The organism is Rhodococcus sp. FG69, assembly GCF_057808915.1.
Genome location: NZ_JBMDIX010000016.1, coordinates 96,803 through 121,288 on the forward strand (window position 1 = coordinate 96,803; position 24,486 = coordinate 121,288).

Genomic DNA, 24,486 nt, shown 5'->3' on the forward strand with positions numbered 1-24,486 from the left:
CGGTGACTATCCGAAAGCTTTCGCGCAGTGCAGTGTCCGCAGAATTGCTCACGATGCCCGATCGGCCCGAGGGGACGTCGATCGTCCATCTCGGCCTCGGTAACTTTCATCGAGCGCATCAGGCCGTCTACACGGCGCGCGCGCTCGCCGAGCACGGCGGTCCGTGGGGCATTCTCGGGGTTGCACATCGCTCTCGTTCGGTCGTCGACGCCATGCTCGAGCAAGATTTGCTCTACGGCGTAGTGGAGATTTCGCCGACGGGGTCGAGGGTCGGTGTTCCTGGATCTCACACGGGTGTGATGGTGGCCGCCGAGGACCCCGAGGGGGTTGTCGCAGCAATCGCCGACCCACAGGTCAAGATCGTGACCGTCACGGTCACCGAGCACGGCTACACGTTTTCACCCGAAACCGGGACGTTGGACGTCCAGTCTCTCTCGGTGCAGCGTGATCTGGCCGACGAGACGGCCCCATCGACGACGATCGGACAGATCGCGCGGGGGATTGCGCTCCGAGCACGGACTCACGGCGCACCGATCACGATCGCCAGCTGCGACAACGTGCTGTCCAACGGTCGGCGAACAGCCGCACTCGTTCACGAATTTCTCGAACGGTCCGGTGCGACGGACGTTCTCGACTGGCTGGCGCACTCGGTGCAGTTTCCGAACTCGATGGTCGATCGCATCGTCCCCGCGAGCGGTGAGCTGTACAACGCTGCGTCGAGTTCAGCGCTTCTGGCAACCGACTCCATCGCGGTGCCCGCCGAGCCGTTCACGATGTGGGTCCTGGAGGACCTCTTCGCGGCCGGACGTCCCAGCTGGGAGGTCGCCGGTGCGAGGTTCACCTCCGACGTCGAACCGTTCGAGTTGATGAAGGTTCGATTGCTCAACGGAACCCATTCGCTCATAGCCTATTTGGGTGCACTCGACGGGCAAGGAACCATTCCCGATTCGACGGCCAAGCCCTTCGTCGAGGCGGCGGCCAGGGCAGTACTGGTCGACGAGTACCTACCGACCGTCCCCGTTCCCGAGTCAGTCGACATCGACGACTACATCGCACAACTTTTCATGCGATGGTCCAATTCGGCACTGGGACATAGGACATCACAGGTAGGATCCGATGGCTCCGTCAAGTTGGCGCAGCGGATTCCTGCCCCGGCGTTGGAGCACCTGCGCAACGGCGTCGTACCACAGCATCTCTCCCTCACTGTTGCGGCGTACCTGTGCTGTATCGCGCCGCCGCAGAATTTCGATCCTGGTCCGCACGCACGTGCCATGGCCGACCCCGCACGACCGCGACTGGCAGGACTTGCCGATTCGGCAGCGTCCATCGAAGAATTCGTCGAGAGTGTCTTCACCGACGGAGAAATCTTCCCGAGCGAGCTCGGTGAATTCGGCGAATTCCTATCACGCACAGCAGAATACGTGGATATGATCGTACGGCACGGTCCACGCGCGGCCGCCGTAGAAGCGGCGACATCGAGCGCGCGTCACGCGACCGTTCCTGCAGCTCATCACTGATCGATACCCCCACCCTCTCTTTTTCCGCCGGTCGACCCGGCCAGAACGAGGACATTGACATGGACACAACGACAGGCGCTTCGCCGACCCACAAGGAATCCGGGCCGGCTCACGATCCCTCGGCAGTGCGCCGAGCCGCATGGGCCGGCCTCATCGGTACGACCCTCGAGCAGTACGACTTCGTCATCTACGGGACGGCGTCTGCACTGATCTTCAACAAGCTCTTCTTCCCCAACATCTCGCCCGCGGCCGGCATCATCGCCAGCTTCAGTGCGTACGCGGTCGGCTTCCTGGCCCGTCCGCTCGGTGGCTTGTTCTTTTCCAGATACGGTGACCGACTGGGCCGCAAATGGGTACTCGTGGCCACGTTGATGCTCATGGGTGGCGCCACGATGGCAATCGGCATGCTTCCCACGTTCGAGCAAGTTGGGCTGTTGGCCCCTGTTCTTCTTGTCGCATGTCGATTCCTGCAGGGATTCGGAGCCGGAGCCGAACAATCCGGCGGTGCAACGCTACTCACCGAAACTGCGGCGATCGGTAGACGTGGTCGACTCGCCGCGCTCGTCATGACCGGTGCGGCGCTGGGAACCGCTTTGGGAGCGATCGCCTGGATCCTCGCGCAGCTGCTCCCGGACGAGCAGCTGATGTCGTGGGGTTGGCGCTTGGTCTTCCTCAGCAGCATCCTGGTGACCATCGCAGCGTTCATCATCCGTCGCAAGCTGACCGAGTCTCCTGTCTTCCAGGAACTCAAGGCGGCGCAGGAGCGCCCGAAGGCACCGGTCAAGGAGGTCTTCAAGAACGGCAAGAAGCCACTGTTCATCGTCATGTTCATGACTGTCGGAATCAGCGCGCAGTCCTACACGTATCAGGTGTTCATGGCCTCGTACATGAAGAACGACCTTGCGATCGACCCGACCTTCATTCCCAAAGTTCTTCTCGTCGGAGCAATTTGCGGCGGCATCGCGGCGTACGGCTTCGGTCGACTGTCGGATGCGGTGGGGCGCAAGCCGGTCTACATCGGTATCGTCAGCTTGTTGGTGATTCTGCCCATTCCTACCTTCATGGCGCTGAACACCGGTTCGCACCTGTTGATCACGGTCGCGATGATCATCGGATTCATCCTGGCGTGCCAGGGTGCGGTCGGCGTCACGATGAGCTATTTCCCGGAGATCTTCGGAGCGCGCTACCGCTACGCAGGCGTGACCCTCGGTCGTGAATTCGCATCGGTGTTCGGTGGCGGCGTCGCCCCACTGATCTGCGCCGGACTGATCACCGCCTTCTCCGGATCCTGGGTACCGGTCGCGGTGTACATGATGATCATGGCGATATCGGTGCTCGTCGCGTCGATGTTCGCTCCCGAGACGCGTGACCGCGATCTGACCGACCTCGCGAATGCAACCGATCCTGTCCTCGAGAAGGTCTGATCACATGTCTGTCACCGAGCACGCACCCGCCATCATCGCGGTTCTGCGAGCCGAGCATGCGTCGGCGTACGGCCCGGTCGTCCGAACCCTCGTAGACAACGGAATCGGCGGCATCGAACTGACGATGAGTACGCCGGGCACCTTCGATCAGTTCGAGCACGTGCGGTCCGAAGCGCCAGAGGGTGCACAGATCGGACTCGGTACGGTGACGACAGTGGAACAGGTGTGGCGAGCGGACGCAGTTGAAGTGGACTTCATCGTTACTCCTACAACCGATTCCGGTATCATCGCGGCCGCCGTCGAAGCCGGGATACCGATCTATCCCGGTGGCCTGACGCCCACCGAGTTGTGGAGCGGATGGAGCGCAGGCGCGACCGCGGTGAAGATCTTCCCCGCATCGCTGTTCGGACCGGAATACCTTGCGCACCTGCGTGGACCGTTTCCCGACATCGAGGTGGTCCCGTCGGGAGGAGTCGGACTTGCCGAGGCCGAAGCCTGGATCCGTGCGGGCGCGTCGTCCGTGAGCGTCGGAGGCCCCCTGCTGGGGGACGCATTGCGCGGAGGCGATCTTGGCGCCCTGGCAGCCAGATGCGCTCAGTTCGTCGACGCCGTGAACAAGGGGAGATCAGCACGATGACCGTACTGACCTTCGGCGAGACGATGGCGCTCGTCGGTGCGGTCGGCACCGGCCCGCTGGCCCACACGGCAACAATGGAACTCGGCATCGGTGGTTCGGAATCGAACTTCGCAATCGCGTTGCGCCGCTTGGGCGTCGATGTTGCCTGGGTGGGCCGGGTCGGTTCGGACAGCTTCGGCGACCGCGTCGAGCGGGAACTGCATGCCGAGAGGCTCGACGTGCACGTGGTCCGTGACAGTGAGGCTCCGACCGGTCTCATGGTCAAGGAAAGGCGAACCTCGACCGCAACCCGGGTCTGGTACTACCGGGCAGGGAGCGCCGGCTCTCGATTCGAGATCGGCGATGTTCCGGAAGCTCTGTGGGCGAACGTATCTCACCTTCATGTCACCGGCATCACTCCGGCGTTGTCCGACTCGGCGCTGAAGGCGACTCTGCACTATGTCGAATTGGCGCACGCCGAGGGAGTCACCGTCTCGTTCGACCTCAACTATCGACAGGCGTTGTGGTCGAAAGAGCAAGCAACCCCCGTGTACCGGCGGATCATCGAGCAGTCGGACATAGTCTTCGCGGGTACCGACGAAGCTGCCATAGCGGTGGGAGACGGTACGCCGACCGACATGGCTCGTCGGATATGCAGCATGGGGCCGAAGGAGGCAGTGATGAAGCTGGGCGAGCGAGGTGCGCTTGCCCTCGTAGACGGCGAGTTGTATCGAGCGCCCGCCGTTCCCGTCACCGTCGTCGATTCGGTCGGTGCCGGTGATGGATTCGTTGCAGGCTATCTCGCAGAAAGGCTCGCGGGCTCGCTGCCGCAGAAGCGTCTCGCAGTCGGCGTGCAGGTGGGCGCGTTCGCGTGCACGGTGGCCGGTGACTGGGAGGGAATGCCCAAACGAGAAGAACTGGACTTGCTCACCGCCGAGGAAGCGGTGACGCGATGACCTCACCACAGAACGGAACGACGATGACCCTCCCCACCGTGTCCATGCCCACCACAGCCATTGCCGTCGTCGCACACGGCGCCGACGACATCCGTGTGGAAGATGTGGCCGTTGCGGCTGCGGCCGAGAACGAAGCGCTCGTGAGCATCGCATACGGCGGCATCTGCGGTTCGGATCTGCACTATTGGCAGCATGGCGCCGCGGGCGAGTCCATTCTGAAGGCGCCCATGCGATTGGGCCACGAGGCCTCGGGGACTGTCACGGTGGCGGCCGCCGATGGAAGTGGGCCCGCGGTCGGTACGCATGTGACCGTCCATCCTGCGACCCCTGCCCCTGGAAGTGTGCGATATCCGGCGGACCGTCCCAACCTGTCGCCCGGCTGCCGGTACATGGGGAGCGCCGCGCAGATTCCACACAACGACGGACTCTTCGTCGAACATGTGGCAATCCCGACCCGGATGCTTCGCGTGGTGCCCGACAGCCTCGACCTTCGGATCGCGTCACTCGCCGAACCGGCAAGCGTCGCCTGGCACGCGGTCGCGCGCGCGGGCGAAGTTGCAGGCAAGACGGTACTTGTCGTCGGCACCGGACCGATCGGGGCGCTGACGGTCGCGGTGGCCAAGCGCAACGGCGCGTCGGAGATCGTCGCGGTGGATCTCGAGGACTATTCGCTCGAGGTTGCGCGGGCACTCGGGGCCACGCACACCATGGACGCGCGCAACACAGACGCGATTGCGGATGTCGACGCCGACGTGACGTTCGAATGCTCCGGGAATCACCGAGGATTGGCGTCGGCAATTGCCGGCACCACTCGTGGCGGTCGGCTCGTGATGGTGGGCCTGCTACCTACCGGTGATCAGCCGGTCCCCATCTCACTGGCGATCACTCGCGAGCTGGAACTCGTCGGATCGTTCCGGTTCAACGACGAGATCGACTCGGTCGTCGAAGCGCTCGCGGACGGCTCCCTCGACGTGTCCGCCGTGATCACCGGTGAATTTGCTGCTGCGGACGCGCTCGCCGCATTCGGGCTGGCGCGAGACGCGTCCCGGTCGAGCAAAGTGCTGCTGCGGTTCGGCTCGCCCTAGACACCGGCCCTGATCTTCTTGGTGACGAAGAACCCGGCCGCCACTACGACCACACCGATGACGATGTACTGGAAGACGGACGCGTAGTCCTCCACATAGTGCCAATTCTCGCCGAGGAGGTAGCCGGCAAGCACGAAAATCGAGTTCCAGAGCAGACTTCCGAGTGTCGTGTAGATCGTGAACTGTACGACCGGCATTCGCGAGACCCCCGCAGGTATGGAGATGCCGGACCGAACGACTGGGATCATCCGGCCGAAGAACACCGCCGACCGGCCGTGCCGGGCGAACCAGTCCTCGGCCTTGGCGAGGTCACCGGCTCCGACGAACGGTATCCGCTCGACGATCGCGTACATCCGATCCCGGCCCAGCTTCATTCCGAGCCAGTACAACACCAGGGCGCCGACGACGGAGCCTGCGGTAGTCCAGAACAACGCCTCGAACAGGGTCATTCCGCCTTGCGACGCCGTGAAGCCGGCGAGCGGGAGGATGATCTCACTCGGCAGCGGCGGAAAGAAGTTCTCGGCGGCAACCGCGATGCCGGCCCCGGGACCGCCGATGGCCTCCATGAGGCTTACGGCCCATCCGGCGACTCCGCCGAGTTCGGTACCTGCGGCGGCGACAGTGGAAACGTTCGTCATTGCAGCGATTGTAACGAAACGGACGCGGTGCCCCTTCCGTCCGATCTGTCCGCGTCCGCTTCCATCCGTCCGATGGCACTCGGCAATAATGGGCGCATGTCGAAGATCGCTTACGTCATTGCAGGCTCCGAAGCCACTGGTGGGGCAGGTTTGCAGGCCGACCTCAAGACCTTCGAAAAGCTTGGGGTCTACGGCGTCGGGACCATCACCTGCATCGTGTCTTTCGATCCCAAGGCTGATTGGGGACATCGTTTCGTCCCCATCGCCGGACCTGTGATCGCCGATCAGATCGAGGCCGCCACGTCGGCGCACGCCCTCGACGTCGTCAAGATCGGCATGTTGGGCACTCCCGAAACCGTCAGTACCGTTGCCGACTCACTCAGGCAGCAGCCGTGGCGTCACGTCGTCGTCGACCCGGTCTTGATCTGCAAGGGACAAGAACCTGGCGCTGCCATGGACACCGACAATGCACTTCGCAGCGACATACTTCCGCTTGCCACCGTCATCACGCCCAATCTGTTCGAGGCGCAGACGCTGTCCGGCATGGAGGCACTCGAGACTGTCGACGATCTCGTCGAGGCGGCACGCAGGATTGCCGATCTCGGTCCCCGCTACGTCGCAGTGAAGGGAGGCGCTGGCCTGCGAGGCGACGACGCTGTCGACGTGTTCTTCGACGGCGAGGACGTGACGGTGTTGCGCGCTCCGAAGATCGGCAACGAAAGAGTGTCCGGCGCTGGATGCATCTTTGCCGCGGCGATCACGGCCGAACTGGCAAAGGGCGCATCGGTGTCCGACGCAGTGAAGACGGCGAAGGACTTCGCGCACGCAGGCATCGTCGGTCGGATCACGACCGGGGCGCCTTTCACCGCGGTTGGTTGGCAGGGCTGATCGGGTCGGCACTCGCCGGGGGCTCGACCTCCGTGATTGTTGCCAGATGGGCGTCGAGATTGATTCGAACCCGGCCGGACGGCGGTGGCGTACCGAGTCCGAACGCACGGACGACGGCAGCGACGGATGCCCCGCCGAGCGCGACGTCGCTGCCGAGCTGAGGCCACGTAGAGAGTGTTCGCCCGATCTCGGGGACAGATGCGAGCATGCGCGGAGTCAGTTTCGACGGGTCGAGAATTCGGGCGGCGAGAGGTGCCTTCTGCTCGGGAGTTATGTTCTTCAAGGCGGACGCGTCGAGGTCTCCGAGCAGACCGTGCAGCAATGGCCGCTCGGGTTCCAGATCGAAGCGTTCGACGTCGAGAATCCCGCCGTCACTGGTCTCCATCACCACTGGAATTCCGCGTCGGCGTGCGTGTTCGCGCAGCACCAATTTCGTGTCGAGGGAATCACATTCGTCGATCACGATGTCGAGGCCGTCCATGAACGACTCGAATGTGCTCTCCACCAAACCATCGGGAAACGTCACCACGGACATGTACGGATCGAGTTCGGCGATTCGGCGCGCTGCCACGACGGTCTTGTTGATGTCGAGATCGAAGAGTGAGGCGGGGACACGATTGAGGTTCGACAGGTCCAAATCGTCGAAGTCCGCGAGACGTAGCTCGCCACACAATCCTTCGATAGCAAGTGTGTGCGCAACGGCATGGCCCACACTGAGGCCCACGACACCGACGCGGAGCCGGGCCATCGCTGCCTGCTCTGCAGCAGTGATCTTGTTTCTGTTCCGGTCCAGCCTCAGAAGTCGAAATCCTCTGGGCCCGAGGACACGCACGACCGCGCGACGCCAGGGATAGTGAACCCAGCGAACTTCCTCGTCCAGTACATCCTCGGGCGGGGTCGGGAGAAGCGCTCGAAGCGACTGCAGCTGAGTCGCCGTCGTGTCGTGCAGGTGCACTCCGCCGAGTTCGACCAATCGGTCGTATCTCGAGCGCTCGCCGCTGCTGGCTGGATCGAATACGTGATGCTCTGGCACAACCATCGAAGTTCATCCTCTGCACGTTCGTTGCGGCGCTGGTTCGGCCTGCTGCCGTCAAAGTAGTCGACGAATACAGTTTCTCGCACGAGCGGAGCCACGAACTTGCTCGTGACCTGACACAAATATCGTCAGCGGGTTCTGGGTACATACCAGTTCGGCTGTGTGCCATCTCATCAGTTTTGCCTACTCGTGGGGCCTCCGAGAGTGTCTAGCCGGGAAAAATACCGGGGCTAACGGGAAGAATGTGGGTACTGCCGTACGGCAGTTGTCCTCGACCGGTTCCAGAAGGAACCGTTTCCCGTCACCAAGGAGCAGAACGTGGTTGTACACGCGACAAGTCCCAGATTCCCGTCGACCCTTCTTCGCAAAGGCCGAGATGTTCGAACCAACTGGCCGGGGCGGGGAGTAGGCAATGGCCGTCTCGACGCGTCGTTCGGACCGCGCACGAGTGTGTCCGCCGACGGTGAGATGTCACTCGTCGCGGCAACTCCCGCCGCTGCACCCGAGCTGTGGGATCGCTATGTCGACGGTGCGTGGGCGTCCTACTCACGTCATGGGGTTACCCGAGCCCTCGACATCGACGAAGTGGCGTCCGGGGCGACCACCACTCTGTTCTACGTGGTCCTCGACCGCGCCGGTGAGATGCTCGGCGGGGTCCGTGCCCAGGGGCCTTATACCTTGATCGAGCAGTCCCACGTGCTGACGGAATGGGAACACTCGCCCGGTCTCGACGTGGTTGCCGGGCAACTTCGGTCGAGGCTGCCACATGGAATCGTCGAGATGAAGAGTGCATGGGTCGGCAAGGGAAGCCCAGGGAGGGAGGTCTCGGCGATGCTGGCCAGGACTGCGCTGCCGACCATTGAACTGACCGGTAGCCGGTACCTGTTCGCCAGTGCCGCCGACCACGTCCTTCGGCAGTGGGAGTCGTCCGGCGGACGCATCGACGTGAACGTTCCCGCAGCTGCATATCCCAGTGATCAGTACCGCACGCGACTGATGTGGTGGGATCGTGAGACGTTTGCCCGGGAAGCGCAAGCTGCGGTCTGGGCGGCGATGGTGGTCGACGCACAGGCCCTGTGCGGACGTGCGGTGTCCTCGGCGGTCGCGTGACGCCCGATCACGGCATTGCGCGACGTACGACCTCCGCGGCCAACTCGCCGCGTTCTTCGGGGGTGTGCGCCTCCCACGTCACCAGGACGGCACCGGCGTGGGACGCTCGGTCTCGCCCGCTTGTCTTCGCGTCGTAGAGCGCGTTGTCGGCAGCATGCATGATCGTGTCGATGACGTGCTCTACGTGTGGACTCTCACCCGCCGCGCCGAAGCTCAATCGCGGGTCCAACGATGCCCGGACGTCGACGGTCACCGAACCGACACTGACCGTGACATCGCATTCCGATCTGACGCGCTCGAGAATGGCAGTTTCCAGTGGGGTCCTCGGTTGCAGCTCGGTCAGGATGAGAAACTCCTCGCCGCCGATCCTGGACACGATGGCCTCCTGTGAACCCGTCCGGTCGGTAGCGTGCCTGAGTGCATCGGCGATGGTCACCAGAACTCGATCGCCCGCGGCGTGACCGAGGCTGTCGTTGACCGCCTTGAAATGGTCGATGTCGACAACGTAGGCCCATAGTTGGCCCCGGCTGCTGCATGCCTTGTCCAGGAGTGCTTCGACCTGGGACAGCATTCCGCGACGGTTCAGCAACCGGGTCAGCGGATCTGTGTTGGCGAGCACGCTGAGGCGTCCGTTGACCGCGAGCAGTGATCGTCGCAAGGCCGCGATCAAGATGACTGGGACGAGAACTGCAGTCACTGCTGCGCCGACGGCGACGAACGTCACCGCAAGACCGGAATCGGACAGAGTGAGCACCGATAGCCAGGTGGCGAGCAGCACCGACGCCGTGGTGAGCCCTGCGGTCACCCGTGGCGGCGACCCGGAGGCCGCAATTGCAGGCACCACCGCGAGCATCGATGTGACCGCGCGGGTCCCGGACGGGTCCGCGATCAAATAAGCGGAGACCGCGACGCCGACCATGCCACCCGATCCAAGAATGGCGAACTGCGTATCGGTCAGGCGGCCGATCTTGATTGCGGACAAGACGGTGACTGCCGTGAACGCGACGATCGCGGACAACAGCGGGAAAGCGCCAGGTTTGAGGAATGTGGGGGACAACATCGCTATCCCCAGCAGCGGGAGCGCGCCCGACGCGCTCACGATCACCATCGCGGTACGCGTGTCGAACCGAGACACGAAGCGATGTGGTTCTGCACTCGTGCGGCGCAGTATCACGCTCATATGTCGATTGCCTCGGGTCTCAGCGGATGGGACTGAAGCCAGCATAGCCCCGACATCCTGCGAATCGAATGTGCAGACTCGTGCCGGGCGAACCGACCTACCGGTCTGATCGCCCGGGGCTGAGGGCGTTTCGTGCACCGTCGTTGCGGACATGCAGGCACCATGGTCGACGTCCTCCGTAGTGCTGCGCCCGGAACCAGGGTGGTCGCCGTGCGCCTGATCGTCGCGGCACGAATGGCGCGCGCGGATCTGGGTCGTCAGGACACGGCACTCGTGGCCGGCGGATTGACGTTCTATGCCGCAATCGCAATCGTCCCTCTGCTCCTGTTGACCACTCGAGCGGCCAGTGCGCTGACCTCGAGCGAGTGGGTCGTCGATCGATTCGCAGATATGGCAGTGCTGTTGCCGGACACCCTCGGTGCTCGGGCAGCGCTGTCCGCACTGGTCCAAGCCGGAATTGGTCTGGGTCCGCTGGGTATCGTGGTCGCGCTGTTTCCTGCCACGTTCTACGGCGAGGGTCTGCGTCGTGCGCTGACCCAGTTCACTCCGGTGAGCGAGCGGTTTCTGGGCTGGCGCGGACGTGTGCTGGTGCTGCCGTTCGTGCTGTTGGCGCCGGTTCTACTGTCGGTGCTCCTCGCGGCCTCGGCCGGCTTGAGACAGTTCACGACCGACGGAGGACCCGGGGAGCTCGCACTGCGAGTCTGGTTGGGGTTTCAGTGCCTGTGGCTGGTGCTCGCAGTGCCGCTGGGGTGGGTATACGGGGCTATCGCACCGCATCGAATTCGGTGGCAGGTCTTGATCGTCGGGTCATTGGTGGCGTCGTCGTTCATCGCGGGCTTCGTGCAAGGTTTCGTGCTGTTCCTCGCGATACCGGTCGACTTGGGAGCGCCGTTCGGTGGCCTCGATGTCATCGGCGGCGGTATCGCAGTTGCGTTGTGGATGTTCCTCTTGCATGTCTTGGTGCTGGTCGGTTGGGTGGCGATCTATTCCTACGATCAAGTCAGCGCAACCGGCGACGCAGAACGACCATCAACTGAACGAAACCGATGAGTGCGAGGCCGACACCGACCACGCTCGACATCAGAGTCACGAGAACCGTTGCGCCGGGGGCGAGCCCACAGCCGATGGTGACTACCAACGCCACTATCACTCGTGATGGCCGCTCCCACACCGTCAATATCCCGATCTCGTCCAATCCGGCGGCAGCAGCGCGGGCGCGCGCGGACTCGTGAAGCAGCGTCAGTGCGGCAATTGCAACCACCAATGCCGGGGGCGCACCCAGGACGTATGCGCATCCGAGAAAGCACAATTCGCTGCACCGGTCCGCGACCGTGTCCAGTACGTAACCCCAACGGCTTTCGGATTGACCGATGACCGCAACGGCGCCGTCCACACCGTCCGCCACCGCCGACAGCAGAATGATGAATCCGGCGAGCAACGGCCACCGAGAGCCGGCGGCCGACGCCGCGATGGCCGAGACGGCCAACGCGACGCCGACCGACGTCACGGTGTGAGGAGATACTCCACGTGCGACGAGGGGCCGACCGAGCGAGTACATCGACCGTAGCCAGGGTGCAAGGAACCGTGTGGATGCCGGATCGATATTGCTGTGCAGTTCCGACCACCTGGCGAAGTAATTCGCCTGCCCGAGTGGAGATGTCGGCCCGGTGCTTCGGCGGAGCATGTCAGTTGGCGCGCGCCGCGATCTTGCCCGCGACGCCGGAGAGAATCCGAGCGGGCCGCTGCTGCTCGCCCTGTTGTGCTCCCAGAATCACGATCACGCCGGTCAGAACCGGGAGTGCCCACTGCAGGTACTGCAGTTGCTTCTGTGCAGCAGCAGCTTCCGGCGGTGTACCCGCTGCCGGCTCGGTTGCCGAGTCGACCGGACGGCCGCCGGCCTCGGCTGTTTTCGCTCCGAGGAGACCGCTGTAGACAGTTGCTGCAAGTGCGACACCCGAATTATCTGCACGCAGTTTTGACATATCTCAAAACCTTGCTGGTAGGCCCCCATTGTTCGATGTCGACGGTGTGAGTTATGTGAGTGACGATGGTCAGTTCGTGTGACGGTCGACCGGTTCGACCGCACGGATAGGGACGATGGCATGTTCAATCACGCACGTGGCCGGTTGATTGGGTTCGGTGGATGTGTAGCACACCTGGTCTGATGTCGGGATTTCCCGACAATCATCCTCATGAGTTTTGTTGATAAGAGTGCAGATCCTCTGCACTGCATATGATTTAGGAGTTTGACGTTGCATAGTCGCTTGGTGCGTTCCCGTTCCCTCCTGGTTGCCGTCACTGCCTTGGTCGGGTTGTCGATTTCCGGTTGCAGTACGACGTTGGCGGATGTGATCCCAGCAGGATCGTTGTCTGTGGATAGCCCTGGTCAGCACGATGTTGATGTGGCTTCTTCCGTTGCGCTGTTGGAGACGCTTCCGGTGAAGGGGCGTGCTCCGAAAACTGGTTACAGCAGAGATCAGTTCGGTCAGGCATGGTCTGATGATGTCGATGTGGAGTTCGGGCATGACGGGTGCGATACGCGCAATAATCTGTTGGCTTCGCGGCTGACTGACGTGGTCTTCAAAGAAGGAAAGAAGCAATGTGTTGTTCTCTCTGGCACGTTGGCTGATCCTTACACTGGAAAGACGATCAATTTTGTTCGGGGACAGGATACTTCGACTGCGGTTCAGATTGACCATGTGGTCGCGTTGAGCGATTCGTGGCAGAAGGGTGCGCAACAATTGAGTCTTCAGGAGCGCACGAATCTGGCGAACGATCCCCGAAATCTGATCCCGGTGGATGGACCGACGAACGCGAAGAAGTCTGATTCCGATGCCGCATCCTGGCTTCCCCCGAACAAGGCGTACCGATGCACCTACGTCTCGAAGCAGATCACGGTGAAGTCGGTCTACCGCCTGTGGGTGACTCAAGCAGAGAAGGATGCGATGTCTGCCGTATTGTCCGCGTGTTGATTCACAGTTCCGCGTAGATTCCGATGCTTGCTGGGGTGTGTTCTTATGTGCCGATTGCTTCGATTCGTCGTGCTGGAGAAACGCTTTGAACCATCCTTTTGAGTGAGGCGCGGGCGGCGGTGAGCTCGTCCTGGAGTTCTTCGGTTCGTGTTGTCATGGTGTCGGCGCGTCTGCGTTCGGAGTCGAGGTCCGAGCGCAGCTCGGCTGCTATCTGTTCGAGCTCGTGGATACGGGCGAGCAGTGTGTCGTGCGGCAGGTGTTCGAGTTGGTTGCCGAGTAGTAGTTGCACTTTGGTCTCGAGCTTGGTTCGGTCCGTTCGTAGCGCCCGAACTTCCTCACGCGCCATCAACAGTTCGGCGTGAAGACTGTCCGCCGTAGCGGACGTGCGTCCGGCGCTGCTTCTGGTGGCGGTGTGGGAGTGCTCTTCTGTGGCGCGTTCGACGGCGGTTCGAATTGCTGCGGTGTTGTAGATGAACCATGGAGAAACGCCTGCGCGACGCGCTATTTCGCTGATGTTGATGCGTTCGCCAGCGGATGAGAGGTCGGCGATGACTGTCAGCGTTCTGCGTTGTTTGTCAGCGCTGTCACGTCGACGGGAGGCGATGAGCCGTTGGGTTCGTATGTCACGGTCATCGGCAGTCATCGTTGTTCGTCCTCGTTCGTGTGGGTGGTTACGGACTCGAGCGGTATGAAGGCAGCTGCGGTCCTCGCTTTCCTCAGTTCGCGGGAGGCGTTGTCGATGACCGCGCGTTGGTCTGCGGGCAGGTCGGCAAGCATTGCGTCCATCGACGAGATGACGTCCGTGAACGCGTGAATTTGGGCGTCGAAGTTGGTGATCACCCACGACGCGGAGTCGGTGGCGATTGCAGTTTCTTTGTCTGTGCGCAGCTCTGCGAGATGCTGCTCGATTGCGGGCCGGTAGGACGGGTCCGGTCGGTAGAAGGAGCATCCTGCGCACTGGAATCGGATCGGGCAGTGTTGGCCGCCGGCTTTGATGTTCGAGGGTTCGGTGCAGTTTCCGAAGGGCACGGCCACCGACTGTCGCTCGTACTCCGTTACCGACGTGAATCCCGCCGGTCGTCCGTGCCTGTCGATCGCGAACTTCGAAATCTCCTCGGTGGCTTGGCGTTTACGTTTGAGTGTGACGGAGAAATATCCCATGGTCGTGTCGACGCTGCGGTGATCCATCAATTCGCGTAGGACGTCCACCGGTGTGCCGTTGTCAGCGTGCCGCTGAGCGTAGGAGTGCCGCAATCCGTAAGGAGTGATCATTGATCTGTCGTAGAGAGCTGGGTTTCCGTCATCGTCGAGTCTTTCGTCGACAAGTTCCGGGATTGCATCGATCCAGATGGCGAAGGCCCGGGACCCGAACTGCGCACCGCTCAAGTGCCCGCGGCGAATGTTGTTGCGGGTTCCCGGCGTGGGAAAGAGCCAGTCGCACAGTGTGTCCGGAACAGACAGCGATTGAAGGTGGTCGAGCCATTGGTCGATCACGGTTGCCGTTGCAGTGCTGATCGGCAATCTACGCCCCATTCTGCGACGTTTACGGTTGTCGTAGACGAGTGTGGGCTTGCCGTCGACCCAGTCCAGGCATGAGCGTTTGAGCCCGACGATCTCACTCGGGCGTCGACCGGTGTCCCGGATGATCTGGTAGACCGTCTGATACATCATGGCGTAGTCGTCAGGGTTCCAGCCCGGCGCGGAGTACGTGGAGTGCCTACCCAGCAGCTCGAGGTGTTGATCGAGTTGTGCGATGACATGTTCGGGGATCGTGCGTCCGAAGTCGTCCTCGCTGGTCTCGACCTGGGCAATTGTGTGCGAACGCAGATCGAGTGCGAAGGAGCCGGGGATGTCATCCATTGCGCCCGTGCGGCGTGAGAACTCGAGAAGTCGGCGCCACCACCCGAGCAATGATCGTCGATGGGTGAAGGAATGGGGCTTGCCCTCTCGATCGGCGCTGGTGCGGAAACCCTCGACGACAGCGCTCATGTCACCGTGGTCGAGTAGTTCGGGGTGATCGCCGTTCGTGCGCAGCGAGAGTTGCCGTGAAGCGATTTCGGCGGCATGAACGGTGTGCCGCAGTGTCGTCACGGGTGGGCGTACCTCGCGGCCGAATTGTTTGGTGATCTCTCGAAGCCATCGCTGTCTGATCTCTCGGAAGTCCACAACGCCACCGGCCGCACTGTATCGCCGGTCCGGAGCAGCTTGCAGGCCCACGACGGCAGGTTTCCACACGTCGGCCATGGTGGGATCAGTACCGGAGTACACGACGTGCGCCCGCTGCAGATGTGTGACCAACGACCGGAACACACCACCGGCTGCAGCTCCGAGTGCCTTCTCGAACTGGCGATTTCCGGCGACATCGAGCAGTGAGCGACAATCCGGTGGGAGGTGGGAAACTATGCTGCGGATCCGCATCGGAACCAAGATGATCTGATCACGGTCACGCTGCTGCACTCCGTAAATAATCTCCGCCGCAACAGTGCCGTTCACCTCACTGAGTTCGAAATCGACTTTCGAAAAGGCTTTTTCGTCTCTTCGTGGAACCGAATCGGGGTCGAATGTCCGGTCGAAGAATGAAGGTGAGGTCCCGTTGAGCTTGCGGTGGCGTTCGCACCGCCTGCAACGGCGGTCGAAGATTTCCACGACCGTCATGCATCGGTCGACTCGGCACAGATAGACCGCTGTCATTTCGTTGTCGACGTCTCCGGTGAATACCTGTCGGCGTGAATCCCATTCCGCGACTCGCCATTGCGGGTCGATTCGTTCGATCAACCACGCTTTCCAGGTCTGTTCGTTTCCAGTCGAGAGGGCTCTTGACTCGACGGGTAGAGCGGTGATGCTCATATGCCCACTCTTTCCACTGCCGCCCTCAGGTCCTCCGCGTCGGGGTGTTGATAGATCGCGGTCGATGCTCGGCTCACATGACCGAGCAACGACTGAACCACGTCGATACCGGTGCCGTTGCGCGTCCAGATTGTGGCTGCCGTATGCCGGAACATGTGGGGCCGCAATCGGAAACCGGCACGGTTGCCGATCCTTTCCACAATCTGTTTTGCGTTCGAATACGACATCGGCGAACCGGCGTGATGCCCGAGAAGGTTGACGAACACGAAGTCCGAGGTCATTGCGGTGGGCACGCTGTCTCGTTCGAGAAGGTACTCGCGATACTGAGTGACCACCTCGTCGCTGACCGGTACGACTCGGGATTGTCCTTTAGCGCGGGCACCGTTCGAATTGCCTTCACGCCGAACAACATGAACATGAGGTCCACGTTCCTGGCATCCCAGATGAACCGAGGTCGGAAGGAAATGCAGGTCGCTACGGCGCGAACCCAATGCCTCTCCGATTCGGAGTCCGGAACGAACCAGCAACAGCACCAGAAAACGGTCTCGTTCGGTGTTCGCGGAGTTCAGAGCATGCGAAAACTGTTCTTCAGTAATAATTTCCGGAGGCTTTACGACTTCCGGCGCTTTGAGGGTTCTGGCACGAATCAGCCGATGCTGACCGGATTCACCTTCGTGGAAATCGCGGGGTGCGTAGGCCAGGTACTTGGGCTGGGACAGCCCAGAAACAACATCTGCGGAGACCAATCCACGCATTCCGCAGAACCTGAGGAATTCGACGACAGCGGTCATCACTGCGTTGACCGATCTGCCGGAGCGCAGCCGGTAGTGGACGGTTGGGGTGTGTTCGACGGCGAATTTGAAACGAGTGAGTTCACCTACGCGAATCTCGTGCCAATCCAGTCCGCGACCGGCAGTCCAGTTCAAGAACCAACAGACCCGAGGAACGTATGCGCGGATTGTTTGAGGTGACCTTCCGGCGCCTTGCATGAACAGCACCCACTCGGAAGCCTCCGCGACCGGGCGCATGGATTCTTCGTCCACGATCACCCAACCCGACTGCCCCGTCGTCGGTGAAATGACCTTCTCTACAGCACACGACATCGCCACTCCTATGGCTGTCCCACCTGTGACATAGACGCTATTAGATAACCATGAGGGACAGGGCGACCGACACGCCGTGCCTACCGTGCCTTCATCCTGATGCGGCGCTAGAGATAACCGGTAACGACGATCTTCGCGGTCGTATTGGCGGTGACGCCCTGCTGGTGCTTGGCCCTCTCGCGATTTGCGAGCAGAATTCCGGTGCCACCGATCACATGCGCGCCGACTGCGACGGCATTTGCAGGCGACCACTTCGCCCAGCCTGCTGCGGCTACACGTGCACGGTCGCGGGGATCGTGCACTGCGGTTGCTGCACCGTTGACGCCGATGGCGCCCATCAGCGAACCGCCGAACCACGCCGCACCGCCAACGTCGTGGAGAGCGCGGACAACGGTATTTCTTGTAGACATCGGGAGCCTTTCGAGACCCGTGGGGCACGAGTCGGCGACTCATGCGCTGGCACGGGAGGGTAGAGCAGACGAAACGGCTTTGGCTGCACCGATTTCTGCTGTTGTGTGCGATACCCGAAGGTTGCGACTTCACACATCGACGTATGGGTTTTGCCGGTCCACTGTGCGGGTAGCACACCGGGATGCGGGGTAGTTCAGTTGCGCGAAAGATCGGCGGTCCCTGGCTGGTGGCCGCAGCCAAGTCGGCAATCGCGGCTCTGGTGGCATGGTGGCTGGCCGATCGGGTGGTAGGCAGTCCGCAGAGCTTTCTGGCGCCGTACACGGCACTCTTCATGATCGGCGTGACGGTGCGTGCGTCGGGCACTGCGGCCCTGCGGCAAGTAGGAGTCGTCGTCGCGGGGGTCACTGTGGCAGCCGCCGCTGTCGTCGCGCTGCCACCGGTCGCCGCTCTTGCAGCGTCGGTAGCAGTCGGAACGGCTGTCGGACGACTACGCGTGTTCGCGCCCGACGGGATGTGGGTCGCGATCACTGCCTTACTGGTTCTCCTCTACGGAAGCGCGATGGACGAGACCGTGGTGATGTTCCGGGTCGCCGACGTCGCCCTCGGCGCGTTCGTCGGGGTATGCGTCAATGCGCTCGTTCTGCCACCGGAGTATCTGTCGGAAGCGAGGGATCTCGTCGTCGAGCGGTCGCGCGGGCAGGCGCAGCTTCTGCGAGATCTGGCTCGTGTGGTCAAGGACGGGAAGCAGGTGCAGTGGGAACTTCGAACTGATCTGTGGGCGCTGTTCAAGGCCTCGGGAGTCACCGCAGCGCTGGATCGAGGCAAGGACAGTCTGCGCGGAAACATTCGGCGCAAGGGATGGGCCAGAGTCGGTGGGGAGCGAATCTATCGCCCAGTGGCTACCGCACTCGATCGCACCCTGATTTCCCTTGCCGCCGTCGTAGTGGGGGTCGAGGCACTGTCGCGCAAGGCGGACGCGAGTCAGGCAGGTCTGCGCGCGGACGTCGCCGACCTGCTCGACACCGTCGCGGATGCTCTCGACGAACTCGGGTACGACCCCGCCCGTCACCACAGCCCGTACGCGCAGATGATGAACCTTCACCTTCCTGAAGCCATGCGACTGAGCGATGTCGTCCGCGCCGACCTCGACGACGCCGGTTCGGACGCGGAGGCGATCTCGGCCATCGTTGTCGCGATCGACACCGTCAACGCGACCCTGTACGGGCTCGGACACGAACGAGCACCTATCCAGAGATGACGGCGCCGATTTCTACTCGCGTTCGAGGGCGAAGTAGTAATGGTGACCGCCGTCGAGTACCAGGGCGGACTTGCCGTTCATTATGCCCATCAGAGTGTCGGCGGAGACCATCTTGAAGTGATCGAAGATCGGTGCGCCGTCGTAGACCATGGTTGCGGTGACTTCGCCACGGAACTCGATGTTCCACAGACTCGCCTCGCCGTTGCCGGACTCGACGTCCGAGTAGAGCTCACCGCTGGCGTCGCGGCAGATCAACGGCTGCGCGCGGTCGAGCGACTCGAACCGTTTTCCGTGCCAGTTGCTGGTGGTCAGCTTGCGGCACAACCGGTGCCCGGTGAAGAACTGAGATCCTTTCCAGTTCCCGAGAATGTCCTCGGCTCGAACCGGTGCAAGGGCGGTCCAGATCGCGTCGAGCTCGGCGGGCTGTACCCCGTCCGTCTGCTTCAGTTTTTCCGCGAACAGGTTACGTGCCGACTCGATGTACATGCTGCCTCCATGCTCGGTACGGCGAACCGGGCGGTTCGACCACATCGAAAGGTACGCGAAGTCGATTTCTGTCCACCGAGAAGTGACTGCAACCTAAAGTAACTGGTAATGTGTGTAACACATACGCGGCTTCACTGTCGATGGAAGGATGGATGCACCATGACCAGCACATCTGCAACACGGACCGACGTTCTCGATGCCGAGGATGTCTCGCTCCGATTGCTCGATTCGGCTGCACAACTTTCCTACGACCCAGCTGAAGACGTGGCGTGGGACGAGGATCTCGACCCGACGCTCTACGGATTGAACCCGCAGTGGAGCACGCTGTACGGCACGGATCTGTGGAACGAGATGACCGAGGATCAGCGCATTCTGCTGACCCGTCACGAGGTGTGCTCCATCATGAGTACCGGCATCTGGTTCGAGATGATTCTTCAGCAGATGGTCCTGCGTGATCAGTACTGCAAGGACTCCTCGGATTCGGACTTCCAGTTCGCCCTCACCGAGATCGCCGACGAGTGCAGGCACTCCATCATGTTCGCTCGCGCGTGCACCAAGATGGGAATCAAGGCCTACCTGCCGCGTCGGATGAGCATCGAGCTCGGTCGTGGGTTCAAGGCTCTCGCTTCGGCCGAGGCAGCGTACGGCGGAATCCTCGTCGCGGAAGAGGTTCTCGACGTGATGCAGCGCGACTGGATGCGCGGCGAGAACGTACTCCCGCTGGTGCGCACGACGAGCAAGATCCACGTCGTCGAGGAGTCCCGCCACATGACGTTCGCGCGGCAGCAGATGCGGGAACGGATCGAGGGCAAGGGTGTTGCGCGGCGCAAGACGAGCGCACTCGTGGTTGCGATAGCAGCACGCATCATCGTCTCGAACATGGTCAACAAGGGCGTGTACGCGGCCGCGGGTCTGGACACCGACCGTGCTGTCCGCGAAGCGAAGAACAACGCCCACCACCACATGATGATGCGGACCAGCAGTGAGCACCTGATGGCATTCCTGCACGACTGTGGACTTGTCACCAGGCCGGCGGAGGCGATCTACAAGCGCCTGCACATGTTGTGATTGCCCTTGTGAATACCACTGTCAGAGTCGATTTCGAGGATCCAGCGTGGCTTTTGCGATAACTCAGAACTGTTGCAACGACGCATCGTGTCTGTCGGTCTGCCCGGTCAACTGCATTCACCCGACACCGGGCGAGGCGGATTTCGGCAAGACGGACCTCCTGTACATCGATCCCCGTAGCTGTATCGATTGCGGTGCGTGCGCTGACGCCTGCCCGGTGGACGCGATCACGCGGGTGTCGAGATTGACCGATGATCAAGCCATCTACGCCGACATCAATGCCGACTACTACCGGGATAAGCCGGCCGTCGCGCAGTGGGATCCGCCGAAGTTCCCGCCCGCCGCGGTCAACGACTTCGCACGGTTCGAGGTGGCGATCGTCGGAACGGGCCCATCGGCGAGCTACACCGCACAGGCACTTCTTCGAGTTCCGAGCAGCCGAATCACGTTCTACGACAAGCTCGACGTTGCGGGTGGTCTGGCCCGATTCGGCGTTGCACCGGACCATATCGGCACACGGCAGATCAGTGAGCACTTCCGAAGCCTGTTCGTTCACCCCCGGGTCACCATGAAGCTGGGTGTCGAGGTCGGCGTCGACATCACGCACGAGGAAGTGCATCGCCGGTTCGACGCCGTCGTGTACGCGGTCGGCGCCGACAGTGATCGGCCGCTGGACATCACGGGAATCGACCTCCCCGGTTCGGTCAGCGCACGCACGCTGGTCGGGTGGTACACAGGCCATCCAGGCGTACCAGGAGACGCAATCGACCTCGCTGGAATCGAGCGAGTCACGATCATCGGCAACGGCAACGTGGCACTCGACGCTGCTCGGATACTCACGGCGGATCCCGATGACCTCGTCGGCACAGAGATCTCGTCGCACGCTCTCGCTGCGCTACGACGCAGCACCGTGAAGGAGGTTGTCATCGCGGCAAGGCGGGGGCCGGAGTTCGCAGCCTTCACTCGCTCCGAATGCCAAGCACTCGTATCCCGACGCAGCGTCGACGTGGCCGTCAGCGGCCCGCCGGAAGCTCTGTCCGTCATCGACGACCTTCCGATCTCGGCACCTGCGTCTGCTCTACGGGGTGTGGTGAACTGCGAGGGCTCGATTCCGGCAACCCGGCGTCGGATAGTCTTCGCCTTCAGTCGTGCGCCCGTGCGTGTGAACGGCACAGATCGGGTCGAGTCCATCGAATTCGCGGGCGGAACAACAGTTGCATCCGATCTTGTCCTGCTGGCCATCGGCTATCGTGGAACGCCGTCTCCCGGAGTGCCTTTCGATGCCGAGCGTGGAGCGATTCGCAATGTCGGCGGACGCATGATCGGTGAGGACGGAACCCCTGCGACCGGACGGTACGTCGTCGGGTGGGCCAAGCGCGGCGCCACCGGAGGTATCGGCGACAACAAAGTCGATGCCGAAGAGACGGTGGACGCGTTGTTGGAGGACCTCGCGAACAATCCTCCCGCAACGAAGAGGCGACTACCGCGCGTGCTCGCCCGCAAGGTGTAGCCGCCCCGGCGCAGGGTGGGGGGAGTCAGGGGTGTCGTATGGTCGGAATATGGAGCGGACCCGTAAGGACGCGCTGGCCGCAGCTGCGGTCACAGTGCTCGCCGACAGAGGATCGCGCGGCCTGACGCACCGTGCGGTCGACGCGGCCGCCGGGCTCAAGCCGGGTGCGGTGAACTATCACGCCCCCAGTCGGACGCAGCTATTGAACATGGCTCTGCGGGAGGTGTTCGTCAGGGACATGGAAACCGCAACGAAGCACTTCTCGCTGGACCATTGGACACACCGAGCTGTGGTCGATGCCGTGGTCGGGTTCGTCGAGGACATGTGTTCCGAGGCCAACCGCGCGAGAGTGATTGCGAGGCACCATCTGCAGGGGGAATCTCTGACGCATCCTGAGCTGCGCGCGGCGTTCGACGTTCAGCTCGCGGCGTTCGTACAGTTGGTGCGTGATGGACGAGCCGCAGCGGGGGCGCCGCCGAGTACCGCGGCAGCCGAGTTGTTCGCAATGTCCGTCGACGGCTTGCTCAGACGGCAGGTCATGATCGGTACGCAACAGTTGGGCGCCGAGGACGTACGCGCAATCGCGGACGTCGTGGCCATGCAATAGCGCTCCGCGAAGGTGGCGATACAGCATCGGTTGAGTAACAGTTCCGCATCTGACGGTTGCGATACGGAGTTCGACTGGCATCCCGGACTGGGGTCCGGGCACCATCGATGGGGTGCCCGACGGTGCGGGGTAGCTGCCGCACCGTGAGGCATATCCGGAGGAGCTGTGGTCTCAACTCCTCCGAACATGCCGGCGGCGACTCGGACATTCGGGTCGCCACCGGTTACCCAACTACCCACCGCAGCGCGCACCACAAACATCGCAGCCGTCTGCGGCCTCCAAGGGCTGGTCAGCCACGACTCATTCGGATGAGGCGCGGTCAATAGTGTGACGAGTTCTGCCGAGTCTGGAAACATGGAGCCCATGCCAACGACACCATCTCTGGTTACCGAACACGTCGTGCTCGTCGACGACGACGGGTCGGCCGTCGGAACGCAGCCGAAGGCGACAGTTCACACCACGCACACGCCGCTTCATCTAGCTTTCTCGTGTTATGTCTTCAACTCTCGCAACGAAGTTCTGATCACGCAGCGGGCCGGAACCAAGAAGACATGGCCCGCGGTGACGACTAACAGTTGCTGTGGCCACCCGTCGCCCGGGGAAGATCTCGGAGTTGCCGTCGTTCGTAGGCTCGAGCAGGAACTGGGCATCACTGTGTCTGGAATCCGGTTGTTGCTCCCTGATTTTCGGTACCGAGCGGTCATGGCGGACGGCATAGTCGAGAACGAGCTGTGCCCGGTGTTCGGCGTTGTCTACGATGGCCCGGATCCGGAGCCGAATCCGGCGGAGGTTTCACAGGCGGAGTGGTATCCGTGGGAAGAGTTCGTTCGGTTCGTCGACGACGGCGGGGATGTCTCGCCCTGGTGCCGGGAACAGATAGCGCAGCTGCAGGGTCTTGGTGACGATCCTTCCCACTGGCCGTCCGGTGACGCAGCGGGCCTACCTCAGGCAGCCCGGTACAGGCCGGACCTCGGCTGACCTCGGGCAGCGTCATTCGAACAACCGACATCGAAACAGATATGGTTGACCGGTGCAGTACACGTGGAGAACGGCGAGTGCGAACGAGCGAGTAGACGGATTGGTCGGTACTCATGCAGCAGCGTGCTGAGAACACCCGCCAAGCCGTCCTGCTCGGTGCCGCGATCAGCTTCGAGAAGTTCGGTTACGGAACCTCGAGTCTGTCGACCATCCTTGCGTATGCCGGGGTGACCAAGGGTGCAATGTATTTCCATTTCGCGTCCAAGGAAGAGCTCGCGCACGCGGTCATCGAAGCGCAGCATCAGCTGGCCATGAACGGCTCGCAGGCTATCACCGCACAGGTCCCGGTTGCGCTCGATGCACTCGTCTTCGTCAGCCAGGAGATGGCTCGCCAGCTGGTAGAAGAGCCGATCGCCCGTGGCGGAATGCGTCTGACGCTCGAGATCGGCAGTATTCAGGGCCCGGTCCAACGGCCCTATCTGGACTGGATCGACTCCATCCGGACACTCGCGGCCCGAGCTGCGGAGGAAGGCGACCTCGCCGACGGAATCGATGTGGAAGCGCTGGCGAGATTTGTCGTCGGGGCGTTCACCGGCGTACAGATGCTGTCCGAGGTTCTGTACGGGCGCGTCGACCTGTACGAGCGCCTTGCCGAGATGTGGACGCTGTTGCTTCCTGCTGTCGTTGCCCCGCACGCTTTGGAGCGCGCCAAGGCATGCGCGGCCAGTGCGCCGCGCGACTGGACGGTGCCGACGGCCGGCCTGGATGTGAGCGCCTAGTGTGAAGGTGCGACCTG

General features: G+C 62.3%; 25 protein-coding genes. 15 read left to right on the forward strand and 10 right to left on the reverse strand.

Going from position 1 to position 24,486, the window contains the following annotated elements:
* The first annotated feature begins 2 nt into the window (after positions 1 to 2).
* The 5 genes from ACODSO_RS14530 to ACODSO_RS14550 are packed head-to-tail and all read left to right on the forward strand — an operon-like array spanning position 3 to position 5,598.
* On the forward strand, positions 3 to 1,517 hold the full coding sequence (locus ACODSO_RS14530) for a mannitol dehydrogenase family protein (protein ID WP_489037459.1): 1,515 nt from the start codon (positions 3 to 5) through the stop codon (positions 1,515 to 1,517).
* A 59-nt stretch (positions 1,518 to 1,576) separates the two neighbouring features.
* On the forward strand, positions 1,577 to 2,941 hold the full coding sequence (locus ACODSO_RS14535; RefSeq protein WP_068370766.1) for an MFS transporter: 1,365 nt from the start codon (positions 1,577 to 1,579) through the stop codon (positions 2,939 to 2,941).
* A gap of 4 nt (positions 2,942 to 2,945) precedes the next feature.
* Positions 2,946 to 3,578: a bifunctional 4-hydroxy-2-oxoglutarate aldolase/2-dehydro-3-deoxy-phosphogluconate aldolase gene (locus ACODSO_RS14540; RefSeq protein WP_489037460.1), complete on the forward strand. Its 633-nt coding sequence runs from the start codon at positions 2,946 to 2,948 to the stop codon at positions 3,576 to 3,578.
* Positions 3,575 to 4,513, forward strand: a complete 939-nt coding sequence (locus ACODSO_RS14545) for a sugar kinase (RefSeq protein ID WP_489037461.1) — start codon at positions 3,575 to 3,577, stop codon at positions 4,511 to 4,513. The genes ACODSO_RS14540 and ACODSO_RS14545 overlap by 4 nt, the downstream gene beginning before the upstream one ends.
* Positions 4,510 to 5,598, forward strand: coding sequence for an L-idonate 5-dehydrogenase (locus tag ACODSO_RS14550; RefSeq protein WP_489037462.1), 1,089 nt, complete (start codon positions 4,510 to 4,512; stop codon positions 5,596 to 5,598). The genes ACODSO_RS14545 and ACODSO_RS14550 overlap by 4 nt, the downstream gene beginning before the upstream one ends.
* On the opposite strand, the gene ACODSO_RS14555 is transcribed toward ACODSO_RS14550, so the two are convergent.
* Entirely contained in the window at positions 5,595 to 6,236 is a 642-nt protein-coding gene (locus ACODSO_RS14555) for a DedA family protein (RefSeq protein WP_489037463.1), read from the reverse strand. The genes ACODSO_RS14550 and ACODSO_RS14555 overlap by 4 nt on opposite strands.
* Before the next feature lie 96 nt (positions 6,237 to 6,332).
* On the opposite strand from ACODSO_RS14555, the gene thiD reads away from it, so the two are divergent.
* The gene (gene thiD / locus ACODSO_RS14560) at positions 6,333 to 7,124 is read left to right on the forward strand and encodes a bifunctional hydroxymethylpyrimidine kinase/phosphomethylpyrimidine kinase (protein WP_489037464.1); all 792 of its coding nucleotides are present in this window, start codon (positions 6,333 to 6,335) and stop codon (positions 7,122 to 7,124) included.
* On the opposite strand, the gene ACODSO_RS14565 is transcribed toward thiD, so the two are convergent.
* Complete coding sequence (locus tag ACODSO_RS14565; protein WP_489037465.1) at positions 7,099 to 8,163, reverse strand: Rv1355c family protein; 1,065 nt, start codon at positions 8,161 to 8,163, stop codon at positions 7,099 to 7,101. The genes thiD and ACODSO_RS14565 overlap by 26 nt on opposite strands.
* A gap of 315 nt (positions 8,164 to 8,478) precedes the next feature.
* Between ACODSO_RS14565 and ACODSO_RS14570 the strand changes: the two genes are divergently transcribed.
* Positions 8,479 to 9,270 carry a hypothetical protein gene (locus ACODSO_RS14570; protein WP_489037466.1) on the forward strand — a complete coding sequence of 264 codons (792 nt, stop codon included), beginning with the start codon at positions 8,479 to 8,481 and terminating at the stop codon, positions 9,268 to 9,270.
* Positions 9,271 to 9,277: 7 nt separating this feature from the next.
* Here the strand turns inward: ACODSO_RS14570 and ACODSO_RS14575 are convergent, their stop codons facing one another.
* A complete protein-coding gene (locus tag ACODSO_RS14575) occupies positions 9,278 to 10,450 on the reverse strand; it encodes a GGDEF domain-containing protein (RefSeq protein ID WP_489037467.1) in 1,173 nt (390 codons plus the stop codon).
* A 162-nt stretch (positions 10,451 to 10,612) separates the two neighbouring features.
* Here ACODSO_RS14575 and ACODSO_RS14580 point away from each other — a divergent pair, with 162 nt between their 5' ends.
* Positions 10,613 to 11,500 (forward strand): YihY/virulence factor BrkB family protein, encoded by an 888-nt coding sequence (locus ACODSO_RS14580; protein WP_489037468.1) that lies wholly within the window; start codon positions 10,613 to 10,615, stop codon positions 11,498 to 11,500.
* Here ACODSO_RS14580 and ACODSO_RS14585 read toward each other — a convergent pair.
* Positions 11,451 to 12,134 (reverse strand): CDP-alcohol phosphatidyltransferase family protein, encoded by a 684-nt coding sequence (locus ACODSO_RS14585; RefSeq protein WP_489037469.1) that lies wholly within the window; start codon positions 12,132 to 12,134, stop codon positions 11,451 to 11,453. The genes ACODSO_RS14580 and ACODSO_RS14585 overlap by 50 nt on opposite strands.
* Position 12,135: 1 nt before the next feature.
* Positions 12,136 to 12,432, reverse strand: coding sequence for a hypothetical protein (locus tag ACODSO_RS14590; protein WP_489037470.1), 297 nt, complete (start codon positions 12,430 to 12,432; stop codon positions 12,136 to 12,138).
* 285 nt (positions 12,433 to 12,717) lie between these two features.
* Between ACODSO_RS14590 and ACODSO_RS14595 the strand changes: the two genes are divergently transcribed.
* Positions 12,718 to 13,422 (forward strand): HNH endonuclease family protein, encoded by a 705-nt coding sequence (locus ACODSO_RS14595; RefSeq protein ID WP_174519535.1) that lies wholly within the window; start codon positions 12,718 to 12,720, stop codon positions 13,420 to 13,422.
* Positions 13,423 to 13,465: 43 nt separating this feature from the next.
* Here ACODSO_RS14595 and ACODSO_RS14600 read toward each other — a convergent pair whose 3' ends face one another.
* From ACODSO_RS14600 to ACODSO_RS14615, 4 genes are all read right to left on the reverse strand, one after another.
* Complete coding sequence (locus ACODSO_RS14600) at positions 13,466 to 14,065, reverse strand: DUF6262 family protein (RefSeq protein WP_047269065.1); 600 nt, start codon at positions 14,063 to 14,065, stop codon at positions 13,466 to 13,468.
* On the reverse strand, positions 14,062 to 16,269 hold the full coding sequence (locus ACODSO_RS14605) for a tyrosine-type recombinase/integrase (protein WP_058037609.1): 2,208 nt from the start codon (positions 16,267 to 16,269) through the stop codon (positions 14,062 to 14,064). The genes ACODSO_RS14600 and ACODSO_RS14605 overlap by 4 nt, the downstream gene beginning before the upstream one ends.
* Positions 16,266 to 17,372, reverse strand: coding sequence for a tyrosine-type recombinase/integrase (locus tag ACODSO_RS14610; RefSeq protein ID WP_047269064.1), 1,107 nt, complete (start codon positions 17,370 to 17,372; stop codon positions 16,266 to 16,268). Before ACODSO_RS14610 ends, ACODSO_RS14605 begins: the two co-directional genes overlap by 4 nt.
* Positions 17,373 to 17,479: 107 nt before the next feature.
* Positions 17,480 to 17,782, reverse strand: coding sequence for a hypothetical protein (locus tag ACODSO_RS14615; RefSeq protein WP_489037471.1), 303 nt, complete (start codon positions 17,780 to 17,782; stop codon positions 17,480 to 17,482).
* Positions 17,783 to 17,964: 182 nt separating this feature from the next.
* On the opposite strand from ACODSO_RS14615, the gene ACODSO_RS14620 reads away from it, so the two are divergent.
* A complete protein-coding gene (locus ACODSO_RS14620) occupies positions 17,965 to 19,041 on the forward strand; it encodes an FUSC family protein (RefSeq protein WP_489037472.1) in 1,077 nt (358 codons plus the stop codon).
* A 12-nt stretch (positions 19,042 to 19,053) separates the two neighbouring features.
* On the opposite strand, the gene ACODSO_RS14625 is transcribed toward ACODSO_RS14620, so the two are convergent.
* Positions 19,054 to 19,527: a DUF4334 domain-containing protein gene (locus ACODSO_RS14625; RefSeq protein WP_068370735.1), complete on the reverse strand. Its 474-nt coding sequence runs from the start codon at positions 19,525 to 19,527 to the stop codon at positions 19,054 to 19,056.
* Between the two features lie 159 nt (positions 19,528 to 19,686).
* On the opposite strand from ACODSO_RS14625, the gene ACODSO_RS14630 reads away from it, so the two are divergent.
* The 5 genes from ACODSO_RS14630 (at position 19,687) to ACODSO_RS14650 (ending at position 24,469) form a co-directional block, all read left to right on the forward strand.
* Positions 19,687 to 20,595 (forward strand): AurF N-oxygenase family protein, encoded by a 909-nt coding sequence (locus ACODSO_RS14630; protein ID WP_489037473.1) that lies wholly within the window; start codon positions 19,687 to 19,689, stop codon positions 20,593 to 20,595.
* A gap of 46 nt (positions 20,596 to 20,641) precedes the next feature.
* Positions 20,642 to 22,105, forward strand: a complete 1,464-nt coding sequence (locus ACODSO_RS14635; protein ID WP_489037474.1) for a 4Fe-4S binding protein — start codon at positions 20,642 to 20,644, stop codon at positions 22,103 to 22,105.
* A gap of 49 nt (positions 22,106 to 22,154) precedes the next feature.
* Complete coding sequence (locus ACODSO_RS14640; RefSeq protein WP_489037475.1) at positions 22,155 to 22,712, forward strand: TetR/AcrR family transcriptional regulator; 558 nt, start codon at positions 22,155 to 22,157, stop codon at positions 22,710 to 22,712.
* Positions 22,713 to 23,075: 363 nt separating this feature from the next.
* A complete protein-coding gene (gene idi, locus ACODSO_RS14645) occupies positions 23,076 to 23,690 on the forward strand; it encodes an isopentenyl-diphosphate Delta-isomerase (RefSeq protein WP_489037476.1) in 615 nt (204 codons plus the stop codon).
* 113 nt (positions 23,691 to 23,803) lie between these two features.
* On the forward strand, positions 23,804 to 24,469 hold the full coding sequence (locus ACODSO_RS14650) for a ScbR family autoregulator-binding transcription factor (RefSeq protein WP_489037477.1): 666 nt from the start codon (positions 23,804 to 23,806) through the stop codon (positions 24,467 to 24,469).
* Positions 24,470 to 24,486: the final 17 nt, after the last annotated feature.

Excerpts from the sequence above, each read along its gene's own strand:
- thiD (WP_489037464.1), top strand. The coding sequence starts at position 6,333 with ATGTCGAAGATCGCTTACGTCATTGCAGGCTCCGAAGCCACTGGTGGG.
- ACODSO_RS14545 (WP_489037461.1), top strand. The coding sequence starts at position 3,575 with ATGACCGTACTGACCTTCGGCGAGACGATGGCGCTCGTCGGTGCGGTC.
- ACODSO_RS14605 (WP_058037609.1), bottom strand. The coding sequence starts at position 16,269 with ATGAGCATCACCGCTCTACCCGTCGAGTCAAGAGCCCTCTCGACTGGA.
- idi (WP_489037476.1), top strand. The coding sequence starts at position 23,076 with ATGCCAACGACACCATCTCTGGTTACCGAACACGTCGTGCTCGTCGAC.
- ACODSO_RS14580 (WP_489037468.1), top strand. The coding sequence starts at position 10,613 with ATGGTCGACGTCCTCCGTAGTGCTGCGCCCGGAACCAGGGTGGTCGCC.
- ACODSO_RS14590 (WP_489037470.1), bottom strand. The coding sequence starts at position 12,432 with ATGTCAAAACTGCGTGCAGATAATTCGGGTGTCGCACTTGCAGCAACT.
- ACODSO_RS14550 (WP_489037462.1), top strand. The coding sequence starts at position 4,510 with ATGACCTCACCACAGAACGGAACGACGATGACCCTCCCCACCGTGTCC.
- ACODSO_RS14615 (WP_489037471.1), bottom strand. The coding sequence starts at position 17,782 with ATGTCTACAAGAAATACCGTTGTCCGCGCTCTCCACGACGTTGGCGGT.
- ACODSO_RS14610 (WP_047269064.1), bottom strand. The coding sequence starts at position 17,372 with ATGTCGTGTGCTGTAGAGAAGGTCATTTCACCGACGACGGGGCAGTCG.
- ACODSO_RS14575 (WP_489037467.1), bottom strand. The coding sequence starts at position 10,450 with ATGAGCGTGATACTGCGCCGCACGAGTGCAGAACCACATCGCTTCGTG.
- ACODSO_RS14535 (WP_068370766.1), top strand. The coding sequence starts at position 1,577 with ATGGACACAACGACAGGCGCTTCGCCGACCCACAAGGAATCCGGGCCG.
- ACODSO_RS14640 (WP_489037475.1), top strand. The coding sequence starts at position 22,155 with ATGGAGCGGACCCGTAAGGACGCGCTGGCCGCAGCTGCGGTCACAGTG.
- ACODSO_RS14630 (WP_489037473.1), top strand. The coding sequence starts at position 19,687 with ATGACCAGCACATCTGCAACACGGACCGACGTTCTCGATGCCGAGGAT.
- ACODSO_RS14620 (WP_489037472.1), top strand. The coding sequence starts at position 17,965 with ATGCGGGGTAGTTCAGTTGCGCGAAAGATCGGCGGTCCCTGGCTGGTG.
- ACODSO_RS14650 (WP_489037477.1), top strand. The coding sequence starts at position 23,804 with ATGCAGCAGCGTGCTGAGAACACCCGCCAAGCCGTCCTGCTCGGTGCC.
- ACODSO_RS14600 (WP_047269065.1), bottom strand. The coding sequence starts at position 14,065 with ATGACTGCCGATGACCGTGACATACGAACCCAACGGCTCATCGCCTCC.
- ACODSO_RS14540 (WP_489037460.1), top strand. The coding sequence starts at position 2,946 with ATGTCTGTCACCGAGCACGCACCCGCCATCATCGCGGTTCTGCGAGCC.
- ACODSO_RS14585 (WP_489037469.1), bottom strand. The coding sequence starts at position 12,134 with ATGCTCCGCCGAAGCACCGGGCCGACATCTCCACTCGGGCAGGCGAAT.
- ACODSO_RS14625 (WP_068370735.1), bottom strand. The coding sequence starts at position 19,527 with ATGTACATCGAGTCGGCACGTAACCTGTTCGCGGAAAAACTGAAGCAG.
- ACODSO_RS14555 (WP_489037463.1), bottom strand. The coding sequence starts at position 6,236 with ATGACGAACGTTTCCACTGTCGCCGCCGCAGGTACCGAACTCGGCGGA.
- ACODSO_RS14565 (WP_489037465.1), bottom strand. The coding sequence starts at position 8,163 with ATGGTTGTGCCAGAGCATCACGTATTCGATCCAGCCAGCAGCGGCGAG.